This window comes from Paenibacillus sp. GXUN7292 (genome assembly GCF_050864975.1).
Lineage (GTDB): Bacteria > Bacillota > Bacilli > Paenibacillales > Paenibacillaceae > Pristimantibacillus.
In genome coordinates, this window is sequence record NZ_JBOZWO010000010.1 from 129,510 (window position 1) to 149,996 (window position 20,487).

Consider the following 20,487-nt stretch of genomic DNA (forward strand, 5'->3'; position numbering starts at 1 on the left):
AATAGGGAGGAAATGACATGTCAAGAAAGATCATCAGCGTCTTGCTCGTACTTGTGCTAGCGGTTACAATGCTGGCGGCATGCGGCGGGAAAAACAATGAAGGAGAGGGAGGCAAAGCAAGCTCCACACCTCCAGCATCACCTTCAGCCCAGCCATCCGATAAGGTCGAAGAGACAGATAACAGCGACCAGTATGGTGACACAGGCGGTATCAAGCTTCCAATCGTTGACAAGCCTACTACTCTTACATGGATGCTTGTAAGCGACAACCCTGTAAATGACAAAATGATTGTAAAAGAAATCGAAAAACGCACAGGTATTAAACTAGACATTCAAGCGTATTCATCTGCTACTTACCAAGATAAATTAAGAATGACAGTAGCTTCCGGCAAGCTTCCAGACATTTTCCACGGTCTTAAGCGTGCTGAGCTTAACAAAATCGGACAACAAAATGCTGTAGTTGCGATCAATGATTACTTGGATCAGCTGCCTAACTTCAAGCGCCTGTACGTAGATGAGAACCCTTGGGTAATCAAATCCTACGGCGATGAAAAGGGCAATATCTACACTTGGCCGATCTACAATATGAACCGTGACGTAAACCACGGCTTGATGTTCCGTAAAGATATTCTAGATAAGCACAACATCAAGGAGTGGACAAACACAGAAGAGTTTTATCAAGTGTTGAAGCAGCTGAAAGAGCTGTATCCAGACTCTTACCCAATGGCTTCTAAAACAAAGGAATATATTTTCAGAGACTTGGCTTACGGATGGGGAATTGGCGGTACAGCTTACCCAGTCTACTATGATGAGTCCTCCAAAGAGTGGAAATTCGCAGCAACTACGCCTGAACATAAAGATATGCTTGATTTTATGAAAAAGCTGTATGACGAAGGCTTGCTTGACCCTGAATTTATTACAGACACACCAGATTCCTGGACTTCCAAAATGACTTCCGGCAAATCATTTGTAACTTGGGATTGGATCGGCCGCTTGGATCTGTTCTACAACCAGATCAGCTCCGAAAATCCTGATTACAACCTGCGTTATGCTAACCCAATTGGACCTACAGGCAATATCCGTACGCTTCCTAAGGTTGATGCAGAGTGGGGCATTACTGTAGCCAACAATGCTAATAAAGAAGTAGCGCTTAAATTGCTTGATTACCTAACAAGCCCATCAGGCGCTGCGTTGGTAACGCTAGGTGTTGAAGGCGAAACATTTAATTTCGATGCAAACGGCAAACCGGTTTACCCTGAGCTTACAGATGTGCCTCTTGTAGACATTAAAGTGCTTGAGGACCGTTACGGCCTATGGCTTGAAGGCATGTATCTTGCTCCAGACAGACGAAGCGTTTACTACAACTTCACTGAAAAAGAGCAGGAAGCACAAGACAAAATGCTTGCAGGCAACAAATTTGAAGTGCTTGATCCTGTACTGAACTTCAGCGAGGATGAGCTGAGTGCAATTGCTGAATTGCAGTCTACAATTGAAAAAGAGTCGAATGCATTCAATGCGAACTATGTGCTTAAAAAATCATTCGGTGAAAAAGAGTGGAATGAGTGGATTAAAAACGCTGAAAAGCTTGGCGCTAACAAAATTGTAGAAATTTACAACAATGCTCAAAAGCGTTATGACGCTGCTAACTAAGCGCTTCATTATTTCTCTTAAAGTACAAATCATAGCATAATGATTGGCACTTGGAGACGAACCATTTCCGAGTGCCATTCCTTATACTTTCAGGAGGGAAGAGACTTGCCGCAACTCAACAGTGAATTTACAGTAGAGGTAAGCAAAAAATCATCCAGCAGTCGATTGGCAAAAACGTGGAAGCATATTAAACGCGATCGGCAGCTTCTAATTCTCTTTATTCCCTGCATAGCTTTTTACTTATTATTCCGCTACGGACCGCTATACGGATTGATTATTGCATTCAAGGATTATAGTGTTTTTCAAGGCATAATAGGCAGTGAATGGGTTGGATTGAAGCATTTTGTCAAGTTTTTCTCCAGCAATGATTTCTTTCTTTTATTTAAAAATACGTTGCTGCTTGGATTATTTACACTAATTTTCGGCTTTCCAGTTCCGATTATATTGGCAGTTCTTATTAACGAAGTTCGCACAAGATGGTTCAAAAAGTCTGTACAAACGTTAACGTATTTGCCGTCATTTTTGTCGGTAGTTATTATAAGCAGTATGATTATTGACTTTCTGTCTCCAGGCAACGGTATTATCAATAAACTGATTGCTGCGCTCGGCTTTGAAAAAATTTATTTTCTTATTATGCCAGAGTGGTTCCGTACTATTTATGTAGCATCGGATATTTGGGCGACGATGGGGTATGAAGCCATTATTTACTTGGCAGCTATCGCGGGCATAAGCCCGACTTTATACGAAGCAGCCAAGGTTGATGGCAGTACAAGATTGCGCAGTATGTGGTATATTACGATTCCGAGCATTTTACCGACTATTCTAATTATGTTTATTTTGAAAACTGGCTCTATGATTCGTATCGGCTATGAAAAAGTTCTGCTTCTTTATACGCCGCCAACATATGAGGTTGCGGATGTATTTTCAACCTTCGTATACCGCAAAGGGTTGTTGGAATCCAACTATAGCTATGCGTCCGCCGTCGGTTTGTTTGAAGCTTTAATCGCAATGGTCATGCTTCTAACGGCTAACCTAATTAGCAGAAGGCTTGGAGGTCGAGGACTATGGTAGGAGAAAGAAGATTCAGCCTGTTTTCTTTAATTAATACAGTTATACTTCTAGCTATTGCTGCAATAACGGTTTATCCGTTTTTGTATATTACGTCCGTTTCCTTGAGTGAGACTGCGCAAGTTGTGCAAGGAAAGGTGACGCTTCTGCCTAAGGGAATTAACTTTGGAGCTTATGCAGAGGTGCTGAAAGATGTTAAAATTCCAAGAGCGTATTTGAATACGGTGTTCTATACAGCACTAGGCACATTTATTAACCTGCTGTTTACGTCAATAGCAGCATACCCGCTATCCAAACCTGATTTTATTTGGAGAAAATATTGGATGATGGGTATCGTGCTTACGATGTTTTTAAACCCGGGGATTATTCCCAACTTTCTTATTGTAAAAGAACTGGGCCTTTATAACACGTTTTGGGCGCTTGTTATCCCAAATGCGATTTGGACGATGGAGCTTATTATTTTGAAAAGCTTTTACGAAAATATGTCCTCGCAGGTACGTGAAGCGGCCATTATTGATGGCGCTTCTGAATTTCGGATTTTGTTCAATATCGTTATTCCATTGTCGAAGCCTGCGCTTGCTTCAATCGGGCTCTTTTACTTTATGGGGCATTGGAACAGCTTCTTTATCCCGATGATTTATTTGCAGGACAGCCATCTGTTCCCGCTGCAGGTCGTGCTTCGAGATATGCTTATTTTTAGCGAGGGCAATAATTCCGGACTTGTCGATGCCGCTGCGCTGGCGCCGCAGGCGAAGAAAAATGCTACGATTGTACTTTCTATGATTCCAGTGCTTATGATTTATCCATTTGCTCAAAAATATTTTGCGCAAGGGGTCATGCTTGGTTCAGAGAAGGGCTAAAGTGATGGATATAGAGTAGAATAGTTGGATACACAGCATGAGAGAAACGGAGGACGCGGAGATGAAACAGCTTTTTACAAATAGAGGGATTTTTCAAGTACTGCTTGCTTTTTTATTAGTGATCTCCATCATGTCCGTATCCAACTATATCGTCTATAGAAATTCCATTTCCGGTATTTATGATAAAATGGCGCAGGTGAACACGCTTGCTGTCCAAAATATGATTCAAACCTTCGATAATAATTTCCGGACGATCTACAATATGATTCACACCATTCATGGCATGCCGTTTGAAAATATGGAGTATGAAAACAGCACGCAGATCGATATGAGCCGCGTTTATAGCTTGCAGGATCAAATTTCCAATCTGATTAATTCAACAGATTATATAGAAGAAGCTATTGTTTTTTATGATGATATTGATCTTGCGATCACTTCAAGAGGAACGAGCAGCTTCTCGCATTTGTTTAACGAGAAATACAAGCATAATGTATATAATGCCAGCTATTGGCGCAGCTACATGAAAACACGTAATTCATTGCGTGTTTTTCCTAGCGAAATGTTCACCATATCCACTTCTACGAATGTGCAGCAAGGAAAGCGCAATCTCATGATCGTAACAGGCGGCAATAAAGTAAAGATGTCGAATAAAAATATTATATTGCTTATTAATGAAGCCGATTTTATGAAAGACGTGCAGCAAAACCTGCTTATTCCAGGCAGCTCGCTTGTCGTGCTGGACCAGGATCGCAGAGTCATAGCGGACACGGGGTCAGACTGGAATATTCAAGAGCTGTTTGATAAAGCGCTTTTGGGCGCGGCAAAAGAAGCAAGCGTGACCAAAGAAAACTATGAGTATCATCTATTTAAGTCGGATTATAACGGTTATATTTATATCGAAAAGCTGCCTTATCAATTTCAAAATATCGAATCTGTTACATCAGCCAATCGGATCATTATGATCATTTCGATTTTAAGTGCCATTATGCTTTCTATATTGTTGAGCGTTTATTTGAATAAGCCAATAAAAAATATTTTGAAGCAATTTGGCACCAGCAATAGCCGAGGCAATGATTTTGTGAAAATTCATAGCGGTATTATAAAAATGCAGCATGAGGTAGAGCAGTATCGGAATCAGATTGCCGAGGTGGATGAGCATATTCAAAGAACGATATTGCTGCGCAGCTTCGACGAATATGACCAGAAGGTTATAGATGACGGTTTAATGCAGCTGTACGTACCTGGTTTCTTTAAGTTAAAGCATTTTCTCGTAATATCTATCCATGTCGAAAAAAATCCAGGCAGCGAGGAGAGTCAGCTTGCTGCAGATGCAATAGCCCAAATGCTTACCCAAGCTTTACCTGCCAATAAGCTGGCAATGGATGTTGTGTATGAAAAAGATTTTCGTTATTTGGCTGTTATTGGCTTAGACCAGCCTACAGATCGTGAGCCATTCATTAAACAGCTTGCACGTATTTTGGGCCAGCTCGAAAAAAATGAACTTTCTAACTATACGCTATGGGCCAGTGTAAGCCGCAATTATTTATCTGAGGTGGACAATTGCAAAAAAGCATTCGGCGATGTAAAGCTGGATATGCAGTTCCGCAATGTAAGGGAAAACGCGAATGTTATTGATGTTGAGAAGATCCGCTATCAGTGGATGGTATATAATCCTTTTGAGCAGATTGAAAAGCTTTCCAATTTTTTATTAAATGGTAAACTGAAGGAAAGCAAGGATGTTATTTCCGAAATTATTGAAGAGAATCGCAACCGTAACATTAATTATCATCAATTTATCCATCTGGCCAAATCGATGTTTTACTCGATGCTGAAGCACGTTGACAGTCTGCCTAACGACACACAGGAGCTGCTGCAAATTGAGCAGAAATTTCTTGAGAGCCTGACAATTACTAATAATTACGTAGTTATTGAACAGGAGCTGTATAAAGTGGCTAAGCTTGTTGCAAAGCAAAGCAAGCAGGAAACAGCTAATAAGCTGAATCCTTCATTTATTTCCCAATATATTGAGCTGCATTATATGGAAAATTTATATTTGGACGATATCGCTGAAGTTACAGAAACATCGCCTAAATATTTTTCGAGCTACTTTAAAAGAACATTTGGTGTTAACTATGTGGAATATTTGAATAAAGTCAGGCTTTCACATGCAAGAGAGCTGCTGAAGGATACGAATTTGACGATTGCGGAAATTGGAGAAAAAACAGGCTATTTGAATTCCTCCACTTTTACTACTACCTTCAAAAAGTATTTTGGCATTTCACCAAGCGAATATAGAAAACAGTGCAACAGCTGAGCATAACGGGGAGGATTATTTAATGAAAGCAGTAGCAGTACAGCATGGCAAGGTTCTTATCATCGATAAGGAGAAGCCGCATCCGCGCCCTGGCCACGTACTTATTAGGGTTGAATATTCGGCCATCAGCCCTGGCACAGAGATGATTTTTATAAGACGAAATTCCGATCATATAGCTGAAATCGGCTATAGCGCGGTCGGGATTGTTGAGCAGCTGGGGGAGGGCGTATGTGAGCTGGAAATCGGCCAACGCGTAGCCTGCTACGGCGCACCGTACGTTCAGCATGCGCAGTGGCTAAGCGTACCGGTCAATCTGACAGCCATAGTGCCTGATCATGTAGACCCTAAAGAGGCAGCATTTGCTGGTCTTGGCGCAATTGCTATTCACGCGCTGCGGGTTGCGGATTTGAAATTCGGCGAATCGGCTGTCGTAGTAGGTTTAGGCATTTTGGGCAATATCATTGCTCAAATTGCAAATGCTGCTGCATTTCGCACAACGGGTTATGATTTGAACGAAGAACGTGCCAAAATGGTAAGGGAGCGGGGCTTGCCGCATTTCTACAGCTCGCAGGAGCAAATGGAAGCGCAGCTGACGGCAGCCGTCGGCAAGCACGGTGCGGACGCTATTATACTGTGCGCAAGCGGTCCAGGCGAAGTGCTGATCAACCGCAGTTTCTCTTGGCTGCGGGACCGCGGCAAAATTGTAATTGTCGGAGATTTATCAACGGAGTATACTAGGGGGCTTATGTTCGGCAAGGAAGCTCAGGTGCTCATATCGAGAGCTGGCGGGCCTGGCCGCTACGACACAAGCTACGAGCAGGATAATATCGATTATCCGATCGGCTTTGTACGATGGACAGAGGGGCGTAACATTGGCGAGTATATTCGTCTGCTTGCCGAAAAGAGAATTTCAATTCAAGCTTTAATTACGGATGTGTATAAGCTGGATAATATTCAGCAGGCCTATGACAATTATATACATTACACAAGCAGCTCCTCAACGATTGCAACCTTGATTCAATTTTGTGACTAAATAGCGTCTGACAGTTGCAACCTGAAGGTCTATTGCTTATAATGGACAATAGCAAATGCTAAGAAAGAGAAGAGTAAGCAGCACTTTCACACAGGGAGAAAACGCCATGGATTGCGAGCGTTTTTGTGACAACAGGCTGTTGAAGTTCACTCTGGAGCAGGCACCTGAACGGATTGGCTGGCGTTAAAGCAGCTGAAGCGCTAGTAGGGCAAGCACGGTTTCCCGCCGTTATCGGGCTCAAGAGATTTAATAAGGCTCGTTTTTTCTGCTTTATTGATCTGAATTAGGGTGGTAACACGGTCCTTTCGTCCCTTTGTGGAGAAAGGGCTTTTTTTTATTAATTTTGCATGGAGGCGAAAGTAATGAAGGAAAGATTGGAGCAGCTCCGCTCGGAAGCACTAGAGCAATTGAATGCTGTGGATAATCCGCAGGAGCTTAATGACTTGCGGGTCAAATACTTAGGCAAAAAAGGCGCATTAACTGAAATTTTACGCGGGATGGGCGGACTTAGTGCTGAAGAGCGTCCTATTATCGGCGGTGTAGCTAACGATGTCCGCACAGCTATTGAAACGATTATAGATGAGAAGCAGGAAGCTTTTCAGCAAGCGGAAACGAATCATCGCCTAATGGCGGAAACGATTGACGTAACCTTGCCCGGCAAGCAGCTGCCTACAGGCGCGATTCATCCGCTCAACAAGGTTGCTCAGGAAATTGAAGATATTTTTATCGGCATGGGCTATACGATTGCGGAAGGGCCTGAGGTTGAGACCGATTATTATAACTTTGAAGCGCTGAATTTGCCGAAGGATCACCCGGCGAGAGATATGCAGGATTCCTTCTACATTACTGACGAAATTTTAATGCGCACGCAAACCTCACCGGTTCAAATAAGAACGATGCAATCGCATAACGGCGCAACGCCAATCCGCGTCATTTGCCCTGGCAAGGTGTATCGCCGAGACGATGATGATGCTACGCATTCCTTCCAATTCAACCAGATTGAAGGACTTGTCATTGGCAAAAATATACGAATGAGCGATTTGAAAGGCACATTGCTGCAGTTTGCTCAACAAATGTTTGGCGCGCAAACAAAAATCAGGCTTCGCCCAAGCTTCTTCCCGTTCACAGAGCCAAGCGCAGAGGTAGACGTAAGCTGTGCACAGTGCGGCGGCGATGGCTGCAGAATGTGCAAGCATACTGGCTGGATCGAAATACTGGGCTGCGGCATGGTTCATCCGCGCGTGCTTGAAATGGGCGGTTATGATCCGGAAGTAGTAACAGGCTTCGCATTTGGCATGGGAATCGAGCGTATTGCTTTGCTCAAATACGGCATAGATGATATTAGACATTTCTACACAAATGATTTGCGATTCCTGAAGCAGTTTGCGCGAATGTAACGAAAAGGAGAGGACTGAAAGCAATGAAGGTTTCATATAAATGGCTGTCTGATTATATTAGCTTGGAGCAAATAAGCGCTGCTGAGCTGGCTGAGCAAATGACAAGAGGCGGTATCGAGATCGATATCGTTGAGCCGCTGAATAAAGGTGTATCTGATGTAGTTGTCGGATATGTCGTTTCTAAGGAAAAGCACCCTGATGCGGATAAGCTGAATGTGTGCAAGGTGGATGTCGGCACTGAGGAGATTTTGCAAATTGTATGCGGAGCTCCCAATGTGGATGCTGGCCAGAAGGTGCCTGTCGCTATTGTCGGCGCTAAACTTCCTGGCGATTTCAAAATTAAACGAGCCAAGCTGCGCGGCGTTGAGTCGCAGGGGATGATTTGCTCGGCCAAGGAGCTTGGCTTAAACGACAAGCTGCTGCCGAAGGAGCAGCAGGAAGGCATCTTGGTGCTGCCGGAACATACGCCGCTTGGAACGCCGATTGTTGATGTGCTGGCGATGAATGACGAAGTGCTTGAGCTGGATTTGACGCCAAACCGCTCTGATTGCCTTAGCATGCTGGGGGTTGCTTACGAAGTAGGCGCGCTTACTGGGCGCAGCGTACAGCTTCCGCAAGCGAATGTGGCAGAAGGCGCAGACCGTGCTGCTGATCATATCGCAGTTCGTATTGATGCCAAGGAGCAGTGCTCCCACTATGCAGCGCGATATATTAGCGGCATTGCAATTGGCGAGTCGCCGCAATGGCTGAAGAGCAAGCTGATGGCTGCAGGAGTAAGACCGATCAATAATGTAGTCGATATTACGAATTTCGTTATGCTGGAATATGGACAGCCGCTGCATGCATTTGATGCGGACCGCATACCCGGCGGACGGATTCATGTGCGTCTAGCCAAGGAAGGCGAGACATTGGTTACGCTTGATGACCAGGAGAGAAAGCTGGAGCCGCATATGCTGCTTATTGCCGATGACAATGGCCCGATCGGCCTCGCAGGCGTAATGGGCGGCGCGAGCACAGAGGTTACGGAATCGACGAGCAATATATTGCTGGAATCCGCAAAATTTGCAGGCAGTTCTATTCGCAAAACTTCACGTCAGCTAGGATTGCGCTCAGAAGCCAGCATCCGCTTTGAGAAGGAAGCAGACGCCGGCAATGTAATTGCTGCTCTCGATCGTGCGGCTGCTTTAATCGCTGAGCTTGCAGGCGGCACGGTAAACAGCGGAATCGTTGAAGACAAAGCCGGCGAGCTGCAGCTCAAAACGGTTATTGTTCAATTGCCTCAAGTAAACAGCTACTTGGGAACAGCGCTGCAGGCAGCAGAGGTTGAAGCGATTTTAAGCAAGCTTCAATTTGATTATAAGCTTAGCGGTGCGGAGCAATTTGAAATTACTGTGCCGTCGCGGCGCGGAGATATTACTCGCAGTGTGGATATTATTGAGGAAATAGCGCGTTTATACGGCTATGACAATATTCCGACAACGCCAATTTACGGTGAAGTTATCCCTGGTGCGTTAACGAAGCCGCAGGCTGTGCGCAGAGAGCTGCGCAAGCGGTTGTCGGATGCCGGATTATTCGAAGTCATCAGCTATTCCTTTACTTCTCCTGCGCGCACGGAGCTGTTCCCGCAGCTGGCGGAACAGACAAAGCCTGTTAAGCTGGCAATGCCAATGAGTGAGGAGCGAAGCGTGCTAAGAACGACGCTTGTAGCTCAGCTGATTGAGACCGCTGCTTATAACCGTAACCGCAAAAATGAATCTGCTCTGCTATACGAGATTGGCAGCGTCTATCATACTAATGAAGAAACGCTTACTGGACTGCCTGTTGAAAAGCATCGCTTTGCAGCGCTGCTTACTGGCAATCGTCAGCAGCCGCAATGGAACAGCAAAGCTTCGGCGGTAGATTTTTATGATGCGAAAGGTATCATTGAAACCGTTGCTTCTGTATTGGGCTTGCAGGATAAGATCAGCTATGCGCAAGCACAGCCAGAGCACTTCCATCCAGGCAGAACGGCAGCTGTATTGCTGCAAACTGCCGGCGGGCCGGTTACGATTGGTTACGTAGGACAATTGCATCCTGCATTGCAGCTTGCAGAGGATTTGGCAGATACGTATGTGCTTGAAATAGACTTGGAGCAAATATATGAGCTGGCCGGCGATGAAATTGTATATCGTACGCTGCCTCGTTATCCGGCTATTCAAAGAGATATCGCAGTTGTTGTTGATGATGCAGTCAGCTCTGCGGAACTCATCGGGCTTGCGCAGGCTCAAGCAGGCGCGCTGCTGGAAAGCGCTCATGTGTTTGATGTGTACAAGGGAGACCGCCTCGGCGCAGGCAAAAAAAGCGTCGCTATTGCGCTAGTTTACAGACATCAGGAGCGTACTTTAACAGATGAGGAAGTAACGGAGCTTCACGGACAGGTTATCCAACAATTGGAGCAAACTTTTGCAGCTCAATTGAGAAAATAAGCAGGAAACTTCTTAAGCCGTATCGAATTAGTTCCTAGTGAACTTCGGTACGGCTTTTTTATATTTTTTATAAGCCGTTTACCCATGTTTTTTAGGCGCAGGAGCCGCTTAATTGCAAGAATTGCTTTTTTTGTAATATAAGAAAGTATAAGTTTTTGTAACCTTAATCAATTTCTTAATTGATATTCCAATTAAGTAATTGATTCATATCTGTTCTTATATTTCATCGGTAAACGCGGCTGTCCAAAGGACAGCGGAGCCGTTTATCTTTGGTTTTCAGAGCTTTTATTGTTTTTCTATTTACTGGTAACATGCCTGTCTTAAAGACTGGCGAGCTATTATTCCTTGTGAGCATTAATCCGCATAATCGCGAATGAATAGAACATTCTGACGGAGGGTAAGAGTATGGATTCGGAACAAATTGTTGTAACCGTTGATATATATGGCATTCAATATAAACTAAAGGGACATTCCAATGTCGAGTATATGAAGCGTGTAGCCAGCTCTATAGATGAGTCTATGAAAAAACTGGCAAAAAGCTTTCCAAGTCTAGATATGAACAAATTGGCTGTTTTATCAGCCGTTCAAATTACAGAGGAATCATTTCGACTGCGTCGAGACGTTACCCGTTTGCAGGAGGAAGAGGTCAAGCTGCATGAGGTGCGTAAGATTTTGGAGCAGGAGCGCGCGCAATTAGCTGATCTAAAGCTTGTTCTCGAGGCGGTGCGGCAGGAGGCAGAAGAAAGAGTCAAGCAGACGGCTGCCGATGTTCGATCAGAGCTGCAGCCGCAGCTGGAAGCATGGACAGCCAAATGGGAAGAGGAGCAAAAGCGCCAGCTGCAGCTGGCAGATCAGCATATAGCTGCGCTGGAGCAGCTGAAGGAAGAGCTGGAGCTTGAGAAGAAAACTGCTTTAGTTCAAATGAAAAGCCGTTTTGAGACGGATATTGCGAAGCTGGAGCAAGATCGCGCTGATCAGGCCGAGCAGCTGACAGGCCAATTCGAGCAGCAAATAGAAGAGCTGAAGCTTGCAGCTGCGGCAGAGAGAGAAAAAATGGCTGCTGAGCTGGAGCAGGCATTAGCATTGCTGACTCAAGTAGAAGCCGAAAAGGCGACAGAAAATGCCGCGCTACAGGCTGCCAGTGAGGAACGGCTGGCGGAGGAAAAGAAGAAATTCGAAGCTGCAATATCAAGATTACATAATCAGCATGAGTCATCCGTACAAATGCTGAAAGCAGATAAAGATAAACAGATTGAAGCGCTTCGCGCTGATTTGACCAGGCTTGAAGAAGAGCTTGTAGCTGAGCAAACCCGATTTGCTACAGAGCAGGCTAGCGCTGCTGATGCCTATGAGAGTATGCTGCAGGAGCTGACAAGCAGCAAGGACAGCGAGCTGGAGGCGAAGCAAGCGGAAATAGACAGAATGCTGGCATTGCTTGCAGAGCTTGAAGCAGACAGAATTGAGCAGCTGGCTATTAAAAGCAAAGAATTTGATGAATTAGAGGCTGCGCTTAAAGTAAGCCATGCCGGCAATGTTGCCCGCATCGAAGCCGAGCAGGATGAGCGTTTGCAGCAATTGATCGAAAAGCATGAGCAAGCTGTTCTTTCTTTGAAAGAGGAGCATTCGGCTCAATTATTGACGGCCAATGAAGAGCTTGCAAAGCTTCAGGGACAACTAGAGGAGCAACTCGCAAACGTGCGCGCAGAGCACCAGCAGCAAATCGAGCAATTAAGCAGTAAGCATGCGCAGAGTGTCGCTTCATTACAGGAGAAGCATTCCGGAGAGCTCGCAGCTTTGCAAGGCGAGGTTGAGCAGACGCTGGAGCTGCTGACACAGCTGGAAGCCGAGAAGACAGCCAGCATTGCTGAATATGAGCGGCAGCTTAGCGAGCTGAAGCAGCGTGATATAGCGAGGCGTCAGCAAGCGGAGGAAGCTCAAGCGGCATTGAAGGAGCAGTATGCGCAAGAAAATGAGCTTGCGCTGGCGATCGCCAAGGAAGAATATGATGAGCAGCTTGCTAAGCTGATAAAAGATAAGCAGCAGGAGCTTGAGCAGGGGCTGGCGCAGATGCGCAAAGAGCTGGCCGAGGAACGCGAGCTAGAAATAGCGATAGTACGCGAACAACTGGCAAAAGAGCATGAGCAAGCTGTGGCAAGCGTACGGGAAGGGCTGGCAAGAGAGCATAAGCAAGAAGTAGCAAGTGTGCGGGATGACCTGGCAAGAGAGCATGAGCAAGAAGTGGCAAGTGTGCGGGATGAGCTGGCGAGAGAGCATGAGCAAGAAGTGGCAAGTGTGCGGGATGAGCTGGCGAGAGAGCATGAGCAAGTAGTGCAAAGTGTGCGGGACGAGCTGGCAAGAGAGCATGAGCAAGCTTTGGCAAGTGTGCGGGATGAGCTGGTACGTGAGAGTGAGCGCAAAGCAGCAGAAGTGCGTGAGTCGATGGCTGGTGATAACGCCCGTGAAATTGCTGAAGTGCTGGATGAGCTGGCAAAAGAGCATGAGCGTGAAATCGCAGCCGTGCGTGAAGAGCTGGCTCGGGAGAAGGAGCGCGAGGTTGCAAAAACTCGCGAGGAGCTTGCTCATGAGCGTCAGCGCGAGCTGATGGAAGTGCGTGATGCTCTTGCTAAGGAGCGGGAGCGAGAATTGTCGGAAGTTAAAGAAGAGCTAGTAAATGAGCGGGAGTGCAAATTAGCGGAGCTGCGCGAACAGTTGGCGGAGGAGCGGGAACGCGAAGCAGCAGAGCTGCAGGAGCGTCTAAACCGATTGCAGGCTGAATGGAATAAAGAAAAGGCTGCTTTTGAGCAGCGTCTTGAGGTTGCGGATGAGCATTTGATTCAAGCGCTTGAGCAGGAGGAAAACTGGAGAACGGCCAGCACAAGGCTGCAGCAGGAGGCGGATAGCAGCCGCACGGAGCTGGAATTTGCACAAGAACAGCTGGAGGAATTGAAACAAAGGCTGCAGGCTGCGATTGATGAAGAACGACTCTTGCATGAAAGTCAAAAGGAACTCGAGCTTGAGCTGCAGGCGGAGAAGAAAAGGCTTGCTGAGCAGCTGCAAGCGCGCTTGGATGAGCAGCAGCAGAATTTGCAGCAGCAGCTGGAAGCTAAGCTGGCCGAGAAATCTGATGAATGGGAACGCGAGTATGAGCAGCTGAAAAATCAATTGATGGATGTGAAGCAGCAGGCGGAAGCAGCCGAGCTGGAGCTGCTTGATGCTTTGCAGCATACAGAAGAGAAGGAGCTTGAGCTGAGAAAGGCATTAGAGCAAAATGACCTGATGGCCAAGTCGCTAGTTGCTGCACAGCAGGAAGCCGACGAAATCAAAGCGCTGCTTGATGATCAGCAAAAGGAAGCTGAGCAGCAGCAGCTTGCTTTCGCCGAAGCGGAGCAAGCAGCCGAACTAAGCGCACGGCAGGCTGAGGAGGCAGGCAAGCTTGCCGATGCAAGCAAGCAGCAATTGCTGCGAGCTCAGGAGCAATTTGAAGCGCTCGAGCGTCAGCTGCTGGAAGCGCGCGACCGGGCTGAAAAGAATGAGAATGAGCTGTCAGAATTCAAGCAGCTGGCAACGACCTCTGAACGTCAGCTGGCTAAGGTACAGCAGCAATCCGAAGCAATGGAGAAGCAGCTGGCCGAGGCACAGCGCAAATCAGCTTTAGCCGAGCGCCAGCTCGCGGAGGCTCAGCAGCAGGCCGCAGCAACAGAGCAGTGGTTATATGAAGCCCAGCAACAAGCTGAGGAAGCGCAGCGACAGCTGCAAGAGCAGAAGCAGAAGGAGCAGGAGCTGGTAGAAATATTAGAAATAACTGCAGCCAGAGAGCGTCTTGCGACAGGTCAACTGGAAGTTGCGGCTGCCGCCTCGGCCAAGCTTGAGGAGGCTATGAATCAGCACAATGATGCACAGCATAAGCATGAACAGATGCTCGAGGAATATAATCAGATGAAGCAGCAATATGAACAGCTTAAGCAGTCTTCTCAGGAACTGGAGCAGCAGCATCAAAAGCTGCGCAGTGAGTATTCCAAGCTGCAGACGGAATATAATGAATGGATTGAATTGATAGAGCAAAGTTAGAAAACGATGAAGAGCTGGCTTGCATAAATGCGAGGATCTGTTTAGATTGTAATGGAACTGAGAGGCTCTATTAAGCAATAAAAAGCTGTTTTAAAATTGTAACGGAACTGTGGAGCGCTATAAATGATCTTTTTCCCGTTTAGGTAGAGATTTTGAGTAAATAAGGTTTCTCAGTTCCTTTAGATTTTAGAATAAGCTGATTTCCGTACAATAGCGTTTCTCAGTTCCGTTAGCGTTTTTCAACGGCCTGATTTCTAATTCTAGAGGGAAAAACTACATCTAGGGTAATTCAACGAAACTGGATACTTGAATCCATTTAGAATCGTTTGTTCGGCGAAAAAAGAGAACCTAGATGTACAAAATGTACTTAGTTAGCTACCACGAACCGGATGCAGGGTAAGCGAGCGCCCTATATGGTGCGGTTAAAGCTAAGTGAGCTGGATCAAGCAGTAAAATCTTAACATCGATCAAGAAAAAGAAATAAGGGACGGCATCTGCTATTGCAGGGCCGTCCCTTATTCGTTATTTTTGATTCGACAAGCGATCCTGTGCCATGCGGATTAATTCCCGCACCATTGATCCGCCAATTTTTCCGCCGATATGTCCTGCTTCCTCCGTAGATAGATCTCCGTTATCCCGAGGTTTTAAAGTTATGCCTAATTCATTGGCTATTTCAAATTTGACCTCGTCAGGATTGTTTGGGTTGACGCTATACCCTTCTTTCTTCATTACCTCTGCCTTGAAGGCCTGCATGCTTTGCTCTGCACCGGGGACGACATATTTTCTTCTTCTGCCCATTTTGCTTGCTCCTTTCCTGCTTTTCATTAGAATAACCAAACGTTATACAATGATTCATTTGTACATAAATACAAAAAAGCCGGCGTACAGTTTAAGCTGTACTACCGGCTGTTATGGATTTATTTAAGCGATTAAGCTTCAACAACTAATTTTGCTTTCATTTTAGCATGGCCTGCGCCGCACGGAATGTTGCAAATAATGTCGTATGTTCCAGGCTCATCGATTTTAACAGCAACAGTTTGCTTATTTTCGATGTTCACATCTGTTTTCAAAATTTTGATGCCATGAATGCCTTCAGCAGAATCGACTGTCATATCGATGCTTTCGCCAGCTTTAATTTTGTACTCAGCTTTGTCAAATTTCCAGTTGGAAGCAACAATTGTAACTCCGCCCTCTGCAGCTGTGTTTTCACTTGGTGCTGCGCTATTGCTTGGAGTTGATCCGTTGTCGGAGTTTCCGCCCTTATCATTTGATCCGCAGGCAGCAAGCACAAGAACTAAAGACAATGCAACCGCTACTAATGAAGCCCACTTTTTCATTATTAAAATCCCCTTCCTATCTAAGGTAGTATCTTTACTTTTATATTGTAAATGATATTACCTATAGATAACGTGGAAATGAGTGACAGCCTTATGACAAACTTATGAATAATCCTTGAATAAACAAGGAAAAGCCCTTAATGATCGCGAGGCGACCACAAGGGCTTGTTACGTTCCGTTGATTGCTCTTATGAACGAGCATCATTTTTTCTGCCTGCTTCATACGGAGTGCTGACCGGTATAAAGAGGTCGATAATGCCGATTACAAGTGCGGCAAGAATAGCGCCTAGCCACGTAACCGTTACGCCGCCAACGATAAATTGAGCGAGCCATATAACTAACGCGCTTGTCAGGAAGCCAACGATGCCTCTGCCGAAGGGAGTAACCTTCTTGCCGAAAATACCTTCAATAATCCAGCCGAAAGCAGCAATTACAAGCGCAAGGAAAAACGCGCTCCAAAATCCGCCTACGCTAAATTGAGGTACAATCATTCCAACGAGCATAAGTACTAATGCAGCGACGACAAAGCGTACAACATGTCCTAAGAAATTCATTGCAGTTCCTCCTTGTTTTGTTCAATTATGTCCATGCATAAAGTTTAAACATCACTATCATGTCCTTTTTTGAAGCATAATATGTAGGCCGCTGAAAAATTACAGCTTTAAGAACAGGACAATCATTATGTTTTTCTTCTTGCTTTATGAGATGTCGTGCATCAGCGTGATTGATCGGCTATAATAAAAGACGAGGGGAGTGTTTTTTTAGTGGATTCAAAAATATTGTCAACGATGGAGTACCCCAAAATCATCAATCGATTAGAAGCGCATGCCGCGACTATATTAGGCAAACAGCTTGTGCAGCATCTGGCGCCTTCGTCCTCGCTCGAGGATGTAAAGCGAATGCTGCAAGCTACCGATGAAGCCTATGCGGCTGACCGCTTGAAGGGCAGTGCTCCTTTTGGAGGCATAACAAATATAGAAGCATCCTTGCATAGAGCAAGGATTGGCGGAATGCTGTCAGCAGCAGAGCTGCTTGAAATTGCCGACACCTCGCGCGGCGGAAGACGTGTGAAGCGTCATATTATAAATATAAATGCTGATCATCCGCTGCCATTGTTAAACGGCCTGGCGGAGCAGATTAGTGAAAACAAGCAGCTTGAGGATGCAATATATGCTTGTATAGACGAGCAAGCAGAGGTAATGGATTCTGCCAGTCCTGCGCTGGCAGCAATACGGCGTGAGTTAAGAGCCGGCGAAGGCCGCATTAGAGAAAAGCTGGAATCGATGATTCGCTCCACGTCTGTTCAGAAGATGCTGCAGGATGCAATTATAACGCTGCGCAACAATCGCTTTGTTATTCCGGTCAAGCAGGAATACCGGTCCAGCTTTGGCGGAATCGTTCACGATCAGTCAGGATCGGGCGCCACGCTGTTTATTGAGCCGGAAGCTATTGTAGCGATGAATAACAGGCTGCGCGAGCTCAAGGCAAACGAAGAACGCGAGATTGAAAAAATATTGCAAATGCTGACAGCGCAGGCAGCAGAATGCGAAGAGGATTTGCTCATTGATATGCAGCTGCTGGCACAGCTTGATTTTGCTTTTGCAAAGGCAGCGCTTGCACATCGTATGAAAGCTATTCAGCCGCGAATGAACGACAGAGGCTTTATTAAGCTGCGCCGCGGACGTCATCCGTTAATTGATATCCATAAGGTTGTGCCGCTTGATATAGAGCTTGGCAATTCCTTTTCTACAATCGTCGTCACCGGTCCGAATACTGGCGGTAAAACCGTTACTTTAAAAACAGTCGGACTGCTCAGCTTAATGGCGATGTCGGGCTTATTCGTGCCAGCCGAGGAAGGCAGCCAATTATGTGTGTTTGATGCGATTTATGCAGATATCGGCGATGAGCAGAGTATAGAACAAAGCTTGAGCACCTTTTCCAGCCATATGACTAATATTATCCGGATCTTGAATCAAATGACGTCCAAAAGCCTCGTGCTAGTCGATGAGCTTGGAGCAGGAACAGATCCGGCTGAAGGGTCTGCGCTAGCTATTGCTATACTGGAGCATATTCATGCCAAGGAATGCCGCATTATTGCAACGACCCATTATAGCGAGCTTAAAGCTTATGCCTATAATCGCAAAGGCGTTATTAATGCCAGTATGGAATTTGACCTCGCTTCCTTAAGCCCGACCTATCGGTTGCTCGTTGGTGTCCCCGGCCGAAGCAACGCATTTGCAATTGCAGAGCGCTTGGGCTTGCAGCATGATATTATTAATCGTGCCCGCGGTGAAGTCAGCGAGGAGGATATGAGGGTAGAATCAATGATTGCCTCTCTGGAGCAAAACCGGATTACAGCTGAGCATGAACGCATCGAGGCAGAGGCGCTGCGTCAGGAGGTGCAGCAGCTTCGCTCAAAACATGAAGAGGATAAAAGGCGCTTTGAGGAGCAAAAGGAAAAACTGCTCGTCAAGGCACAGGAGGAAGCGGCACAAATCGTTAAAAAGGCAAGGCGAGAGTCCGAGCAAATTATTGCCGAGCTTCGTCAACTTGCACTTGAGGAAGGCGCTTCCGTCAAAGAGCACAAGCTGATCGAAGCGAAGCGAAAGCTGGATGAGGCTGAGCCGGCGACAATTAATGCGTTGTCCGCCAAGCCAAGCGGCCATAAAAAATCGGCGGCCATTCAAGCAGGGGATGATGTGAAGGTGATCAGCCTGAACCAAAAAGGTTCTGTTGTTGAGCTTCATGGCAACGAAGCGACAGTTCAGCTTGGGATTATGAGAATGAAGGTAGCTATTGCCGATTTGGAGCTGCTGCAGTCAGCGCCGGTCAAGCAGCCGCAGAAGCAGGCTGCCAGCTTGAAGCGTACGAAGGATGACGATGTTAAGCTGGAGCTGGATTTGCGCGGTGAAAATTTGGAAGAAGCAATTATGGAAGTAGACAGATTTCTCGATGAAGCCTTTTTGTCAGGTTTGGGCCTGGTGCATCTTATTCATGGGAAAGGCACAGGCGTACTGCGCACCGGCATCCAGCAATATTTGCGCAGGCATAGCCACGTTAAAAGCTACCGCAATGGAGCCTTTAACGAAGGTGGCGTCGGCGTTACAGTTGTCGAGCTGAAATAAACAGCTTGCTGAAATGGAGGACTTTAGATGGATAGAAGCGGGATCATTGATAAGCTGTTGAACAATCAGTATGCTTCTTCTTTTCTTTACGTGTCCGTAACGGTTCTTGCGGTCATTGTGTTTCTTGCTTGTTTTGAGATGGTAACCAAATACAAATGCTGGGCTGAGATCAAAAAAGGGAACTTGGCGGTAGCGATGGCAACAGGAGGGAAAATGTTCGGAGTCTGCAACATTTTCCGCTTCTCGATTGCGGCGAATGACTCTATTTATGTAAGCCTTATTTGGGCTGCGTTTGGGTTTGTCATCCTGTTGCTCGCTTATTTTTTATTTGAATTTCTGATGCCTTTTTTCCATATTGATGAGGAAATTGCCAAGGATAACCGCGCTGTAGGTTTTATAGCGATGATAATTTCAGTTTCAATATCATTTGTTATTGGGGCAACTGTCAATTAATATTTGGCTTGCATCCAGGAGGCTATTATGAAATATTTATGGGTAACCTTGTTAATTGTAGCTATTTTATTTTTTGTATTCGGAATTATTTATTTAATGAACAATTAATCGACTAGAAAGGGAAATTACATATGGAAGAACAAACAATTTGCCCCTGGTGCTCATCAGAAATTATTTGGGATGAGGAATTGGGCCCGGAAGATTTTTGCCCGCATTGCGATAATGAGCTCGGCAACTACCGCACAATGCCGTTAACAGATGAACCAGACGATGACAATGATCTGGAGCATGAGGAAGAAGAAGCTAAAAAACAGCAGCAGCTCACAGATGAAGATTTATGGGATGAGGATGAGTTGTCTACAAGCAGCGCAAATGAGTGGACGTCGGATAATGGATTCAGAAGCGGCAATCGTCATTCGCTTGCTATGGATCATAACGTTCAGCGCGTTGTCGATGAGCAGGAGGATGTTCCCGAATGTCCGCACTGCCGTGAATATATGATTGAAGCGGGCAGGCAGTCAATTGGCGGCGGTGCTGATTATGAGCCGACTGTTTCACCTGTATTAAAGGACAGTGTATTAGGCAGTCCATTCAAAATTATATGGTATGTATGTCCTTCTTGCTTCCATACGTCTTCTCAGCTGGCAGCCGAAGAAAGACTGAAATTGATTCAAAAGCTTTCTGCAGAAAATCTTTAAAGTGTAGAATTTGTCGAATG

General features: G+C 45.8%; 14 protein-coding genes. 11 read left to right on the forward strand and 3 right to left on the reverse strand.

Features of this window, described 5'->3' with window-relative positions; translation table 11 throughout:
- Positions 1-17 precede the first annotated feature (17 nt).
- From ACRRU2_RS11125 to zapA, 8 genes are all read left to right on the forward strand, one after another.
- A complete protein-coding gene (locus tag ACRRU2_RS11125) occupies positions 18-1,649 on the forward strand; it encodes an extracellular solute-binding protein (RefSeq protein ID WP_331697167.1) in 1,632 nt (543 codons plus the stop codon).
- A 165-nt stretch (positions 1,650-1,814) separates the two neighbouring features.
- A complete protein-coding gene (locus tag ACRRU2_RS11130; protein ID WP_331697329.1) occupies positions 1,815-2,720 on the forward strand; it encodes an ABC transporter permease in 906 nt (301 codons plus the stop codon).
- Positions 2,714-3,577, forward strand: a complete 864-nt coding sequence (locus tag ACRRU2_RS11135) for a carbohydrate ABC transporter permease (RefSeq protein ID WP_331697166.1) — start codon at positions 2,714-2,716, stop codon at positions 3,575-3,577. The genes ACRRU2_RS11130 and ACRRU2_RS11135 overlap by 7 nt, the downstream gene beginning before the upstream one ends.
- Positions 3,578-3,638: 61 nt before the next feature.
- Positions 3,639-5,891 carry a helix-turn-helix transcriptional regulator gene (locus tag ACRRU2_RS11140; RefSeq protein WP_432501568.1) on the forward strand — a complete coding sequence of 751 codons (2,253 nt, stop codon included), beginning with the start codon at positions 3,639-3,641 and terminating at the stop codon, positions 5,889-5,891.
- Between the two features lie 22 nt (positions 5,892-5,913).
- Positions 5,914-6,924, forward strand: a complete 1,011-nt coding sequence (locus ACRRU2_RS11145; protein ID WP_331697164.1) for a zinc-dependent alcohol dehydrogenase — start codon at positions 5,914-5,916, stop codon at positions 6,922-6,924.
- Positions 6,925-7,286: 362 nt separating this feature from the next.
- Entirely contained in the window at positions 7,287-8,321 is a 1,035-nt protein-coding gene (gene pheS, locus ACRRU2_RS11150; RefSeq protein WP_331697163.1) for a phenylalanine--tRNA ligase subunit alpha, read from the forward strand.
- A 23-nt stretch (positions 8,322-8,344) separates the two neighbouring features.
- Complete coding sequence (gene pheT, locus ACRRU2_RS11155; RefSeq protein WP_432501571.1) at positions 8,345-10,786, forward strand: phenylalanine--tRNA ligase subunit beta; 2,442 nt, start codon at positions 8,345-8,347, stop codon at positions 10,784-10,786.
- A 405-nt stretch (positions 10,787-11,191) separates the two neighbouring features.
- Positions 11,192-14,854 carry a cell division protein ZapA gene (zapA, locus tag ACRRU2_RS11160; protein WP_432501573.1) on the forward strand — a complete coding sequence of 1,221 codons (3,663 nt, stop codon included), beginning with the start codon at positions 11,192-11,194 and terminating at the stop codon, positions 14,852-14,854.
- A gap of 522 nt (positions 14,855-15,376) precedes the next feature.
- On the opposite strand, the gene ACRRU2_RS11165 is transcribed toward zapA, so the two are convergent.
- From ACRRU2_RS11165 to ACRRU2_RS11175, 3 genes are all read right to left on the reverse strand, one after another.
- Positions 15,377-15,652 (reverse strand): alpha/beta-type small acid-soluble spore protein, encoded by a 276-nt coding sequence (locus tag ACRRU2_RS11165; RefSeq protein ID WP_331697159.1) that lies wholly within the window; start codon positions 15,650-15,652, stop codon positions 15,377-15,379.
- A 131-nt stretch (positions 15,653-15,783) separates the two neighbouring features.
- The gene (locus ACRRU2_RS11170; protein ID WP_331697158.1) at positions 15,784-16,191 is read right to left on the reverse strand and encodes a cytochrome C oxidase subunit II; all 408 of its coding nucleotides are present in this window, start codon (positions 16,189-16,191) and stop codon (positions 15,784-15,786) included.
- 188 nt (positions 16,192-16,379) lie between these two features.
- Positions 16,380-16,745 (reverse strand): phage holin family protein, encoded by a 366-nt coding sequence (locus tag ACRRU2_RS11175; RefSeq protein ID WP_331697157.1) that lies wholly within the window; start codon positions 16,743-16,745, stop codon positions 16,380-16,382.
- Between the two features lie 210 nt (positions 16,746-16,955).
- Here ACRRU2_RS11175 and ACRRU2_RS11180 point away from each other — a divergent pair, with 210 nt between their 5' ends.
- The 3 genes from ACRRU2_RS11180 to ACRRU2_RS11190 all read left to right on the forward strand — a co-directional run bounded on the left by ACRRU2_RS11180 (position 16,956) and on the right by ACRRU2_RS11190 (position 20,467).
- On the forward strand, positions 16,956-19,316 hold the full coding sequence (locus ACRRU2_RS11180) for an endonuclease MutS2 (protein WP_331697156.1): 2,361 nt from the start codon (positions 16,956-16,958) through the stop codon (positions 19,314-19,316).
- A 27-nt stretch (positions 19,317-19,343) separates the two neighbouring features.
- A complete protein-coding gene (locus ACRRU2_RS11185; RefSeq protein WP_331697155.1) occupies positions 19,344-19,769 on the forward strand; it encodes a DUF350 domain-containing protein in 426 nt (141 codons plus the stop codon).
- A 131-nt stretch (positions 19,770-19,900) separates the two neighbouring features.
- Positions 19,901-20,467 carry a hypothetical protein gene (locus tag ACRRU2_RS11190; RefSeq protein WP_331697154.1) on the forward strand — a complete coding sequence of 189 codons (567 nt, stop codon included), beginning with the start codon at positions 19,901-19,903 and terminating at the stop codon, positions 20,465-20,467.
- Positions 20,468-20,487: the final 20 nt, after the last annotated feature.

Bases quoted from the DNA above. Each gene is read 5' to 3' on its own strand.
- ACRRU2_RS11125 (WP_331697167.1), top strand. From the start codon at position 18: ATGTCAAGAAAGATCATCAGCGTCTTGCTCGTACTTGTGCTAGCGGTT.
- ACRRU2_RS11185 (WP_331697155.1), top strand. From the start codon at position 19,344: ATGGATAGAAGCGGGATCATTGATAAGCTGTTGAACAATCAGTATGCT.
- ACRRU2_RS11190 (WP_331697154.1), top strand. From the start codon at position 19,901: ATGGAAGAACAAACAATTTGCCCCTGGTGCTCATCAGAAATTATTTGG.
- ACRRU2_RS11140 (WP_432501568.1), top strand. From the start codon at position 3,639: ATGAAACAGCTTTTTACAAATAGAGGGATTTTTCAAGTACTGCTTGCT.
- pheT (WP_432501571.1), top strand. From the start codon at position 8,345: ATGAAGGTTTCATATAAATGGCTGTCTGATTATATTAGCTTGGAGCAA.
- ACRRU2_RS11145 (WP_331697164.1), top strand. From the start codon at position 5,914: ATGAAAGCAGTAGCAGTACAGCATGGCAAGGTTCTTATCATCGATAAG.
- zapA (WP_432501573.1), top strand. From the start codon at position 11,192: ATGGATTCGGAACAAATTGTTGTAACCGTTGATATATATGGCATTCAA.
- ACRRU2_RS11165 (WP_331697159.1), bottom strand. From the start codon at position 15,652: ATGGGCAGAAGAAGAAAATATGTCGTCCCCGGTGCAGAGCAAAGCATG.
- pheS (WP_331697163.1), top strand. From the start codon at position 7,287: ATGAAGGAAAGATTGGAGCAGCTCCGCTCGGAAGCACTAGAGCAATTG.
- ACRRU2_RS11170 (WP_331697158.1), bottom strand. From the start codon at position 16,191: ATGAAAAAGTGGGCTTCATTAGTAGCGGTTGCATTGTCTTTAGTTCTT.
- ACRRU2_RS11175 (WP_331697157.1), bottom strand. From the start codon at position 16,745: ATGAATTTCTTAGGACATGTTGTACGCTTTGTCGTCGCTGCATTAGTA.
- ACRRU2_RS11135 (WP_331697166.1), top strand. From the start codon at position 2,714: ATGGTAGGAGAAAGAAGATTCAGCCTGTTTTCTTTAATTAATACAGTT.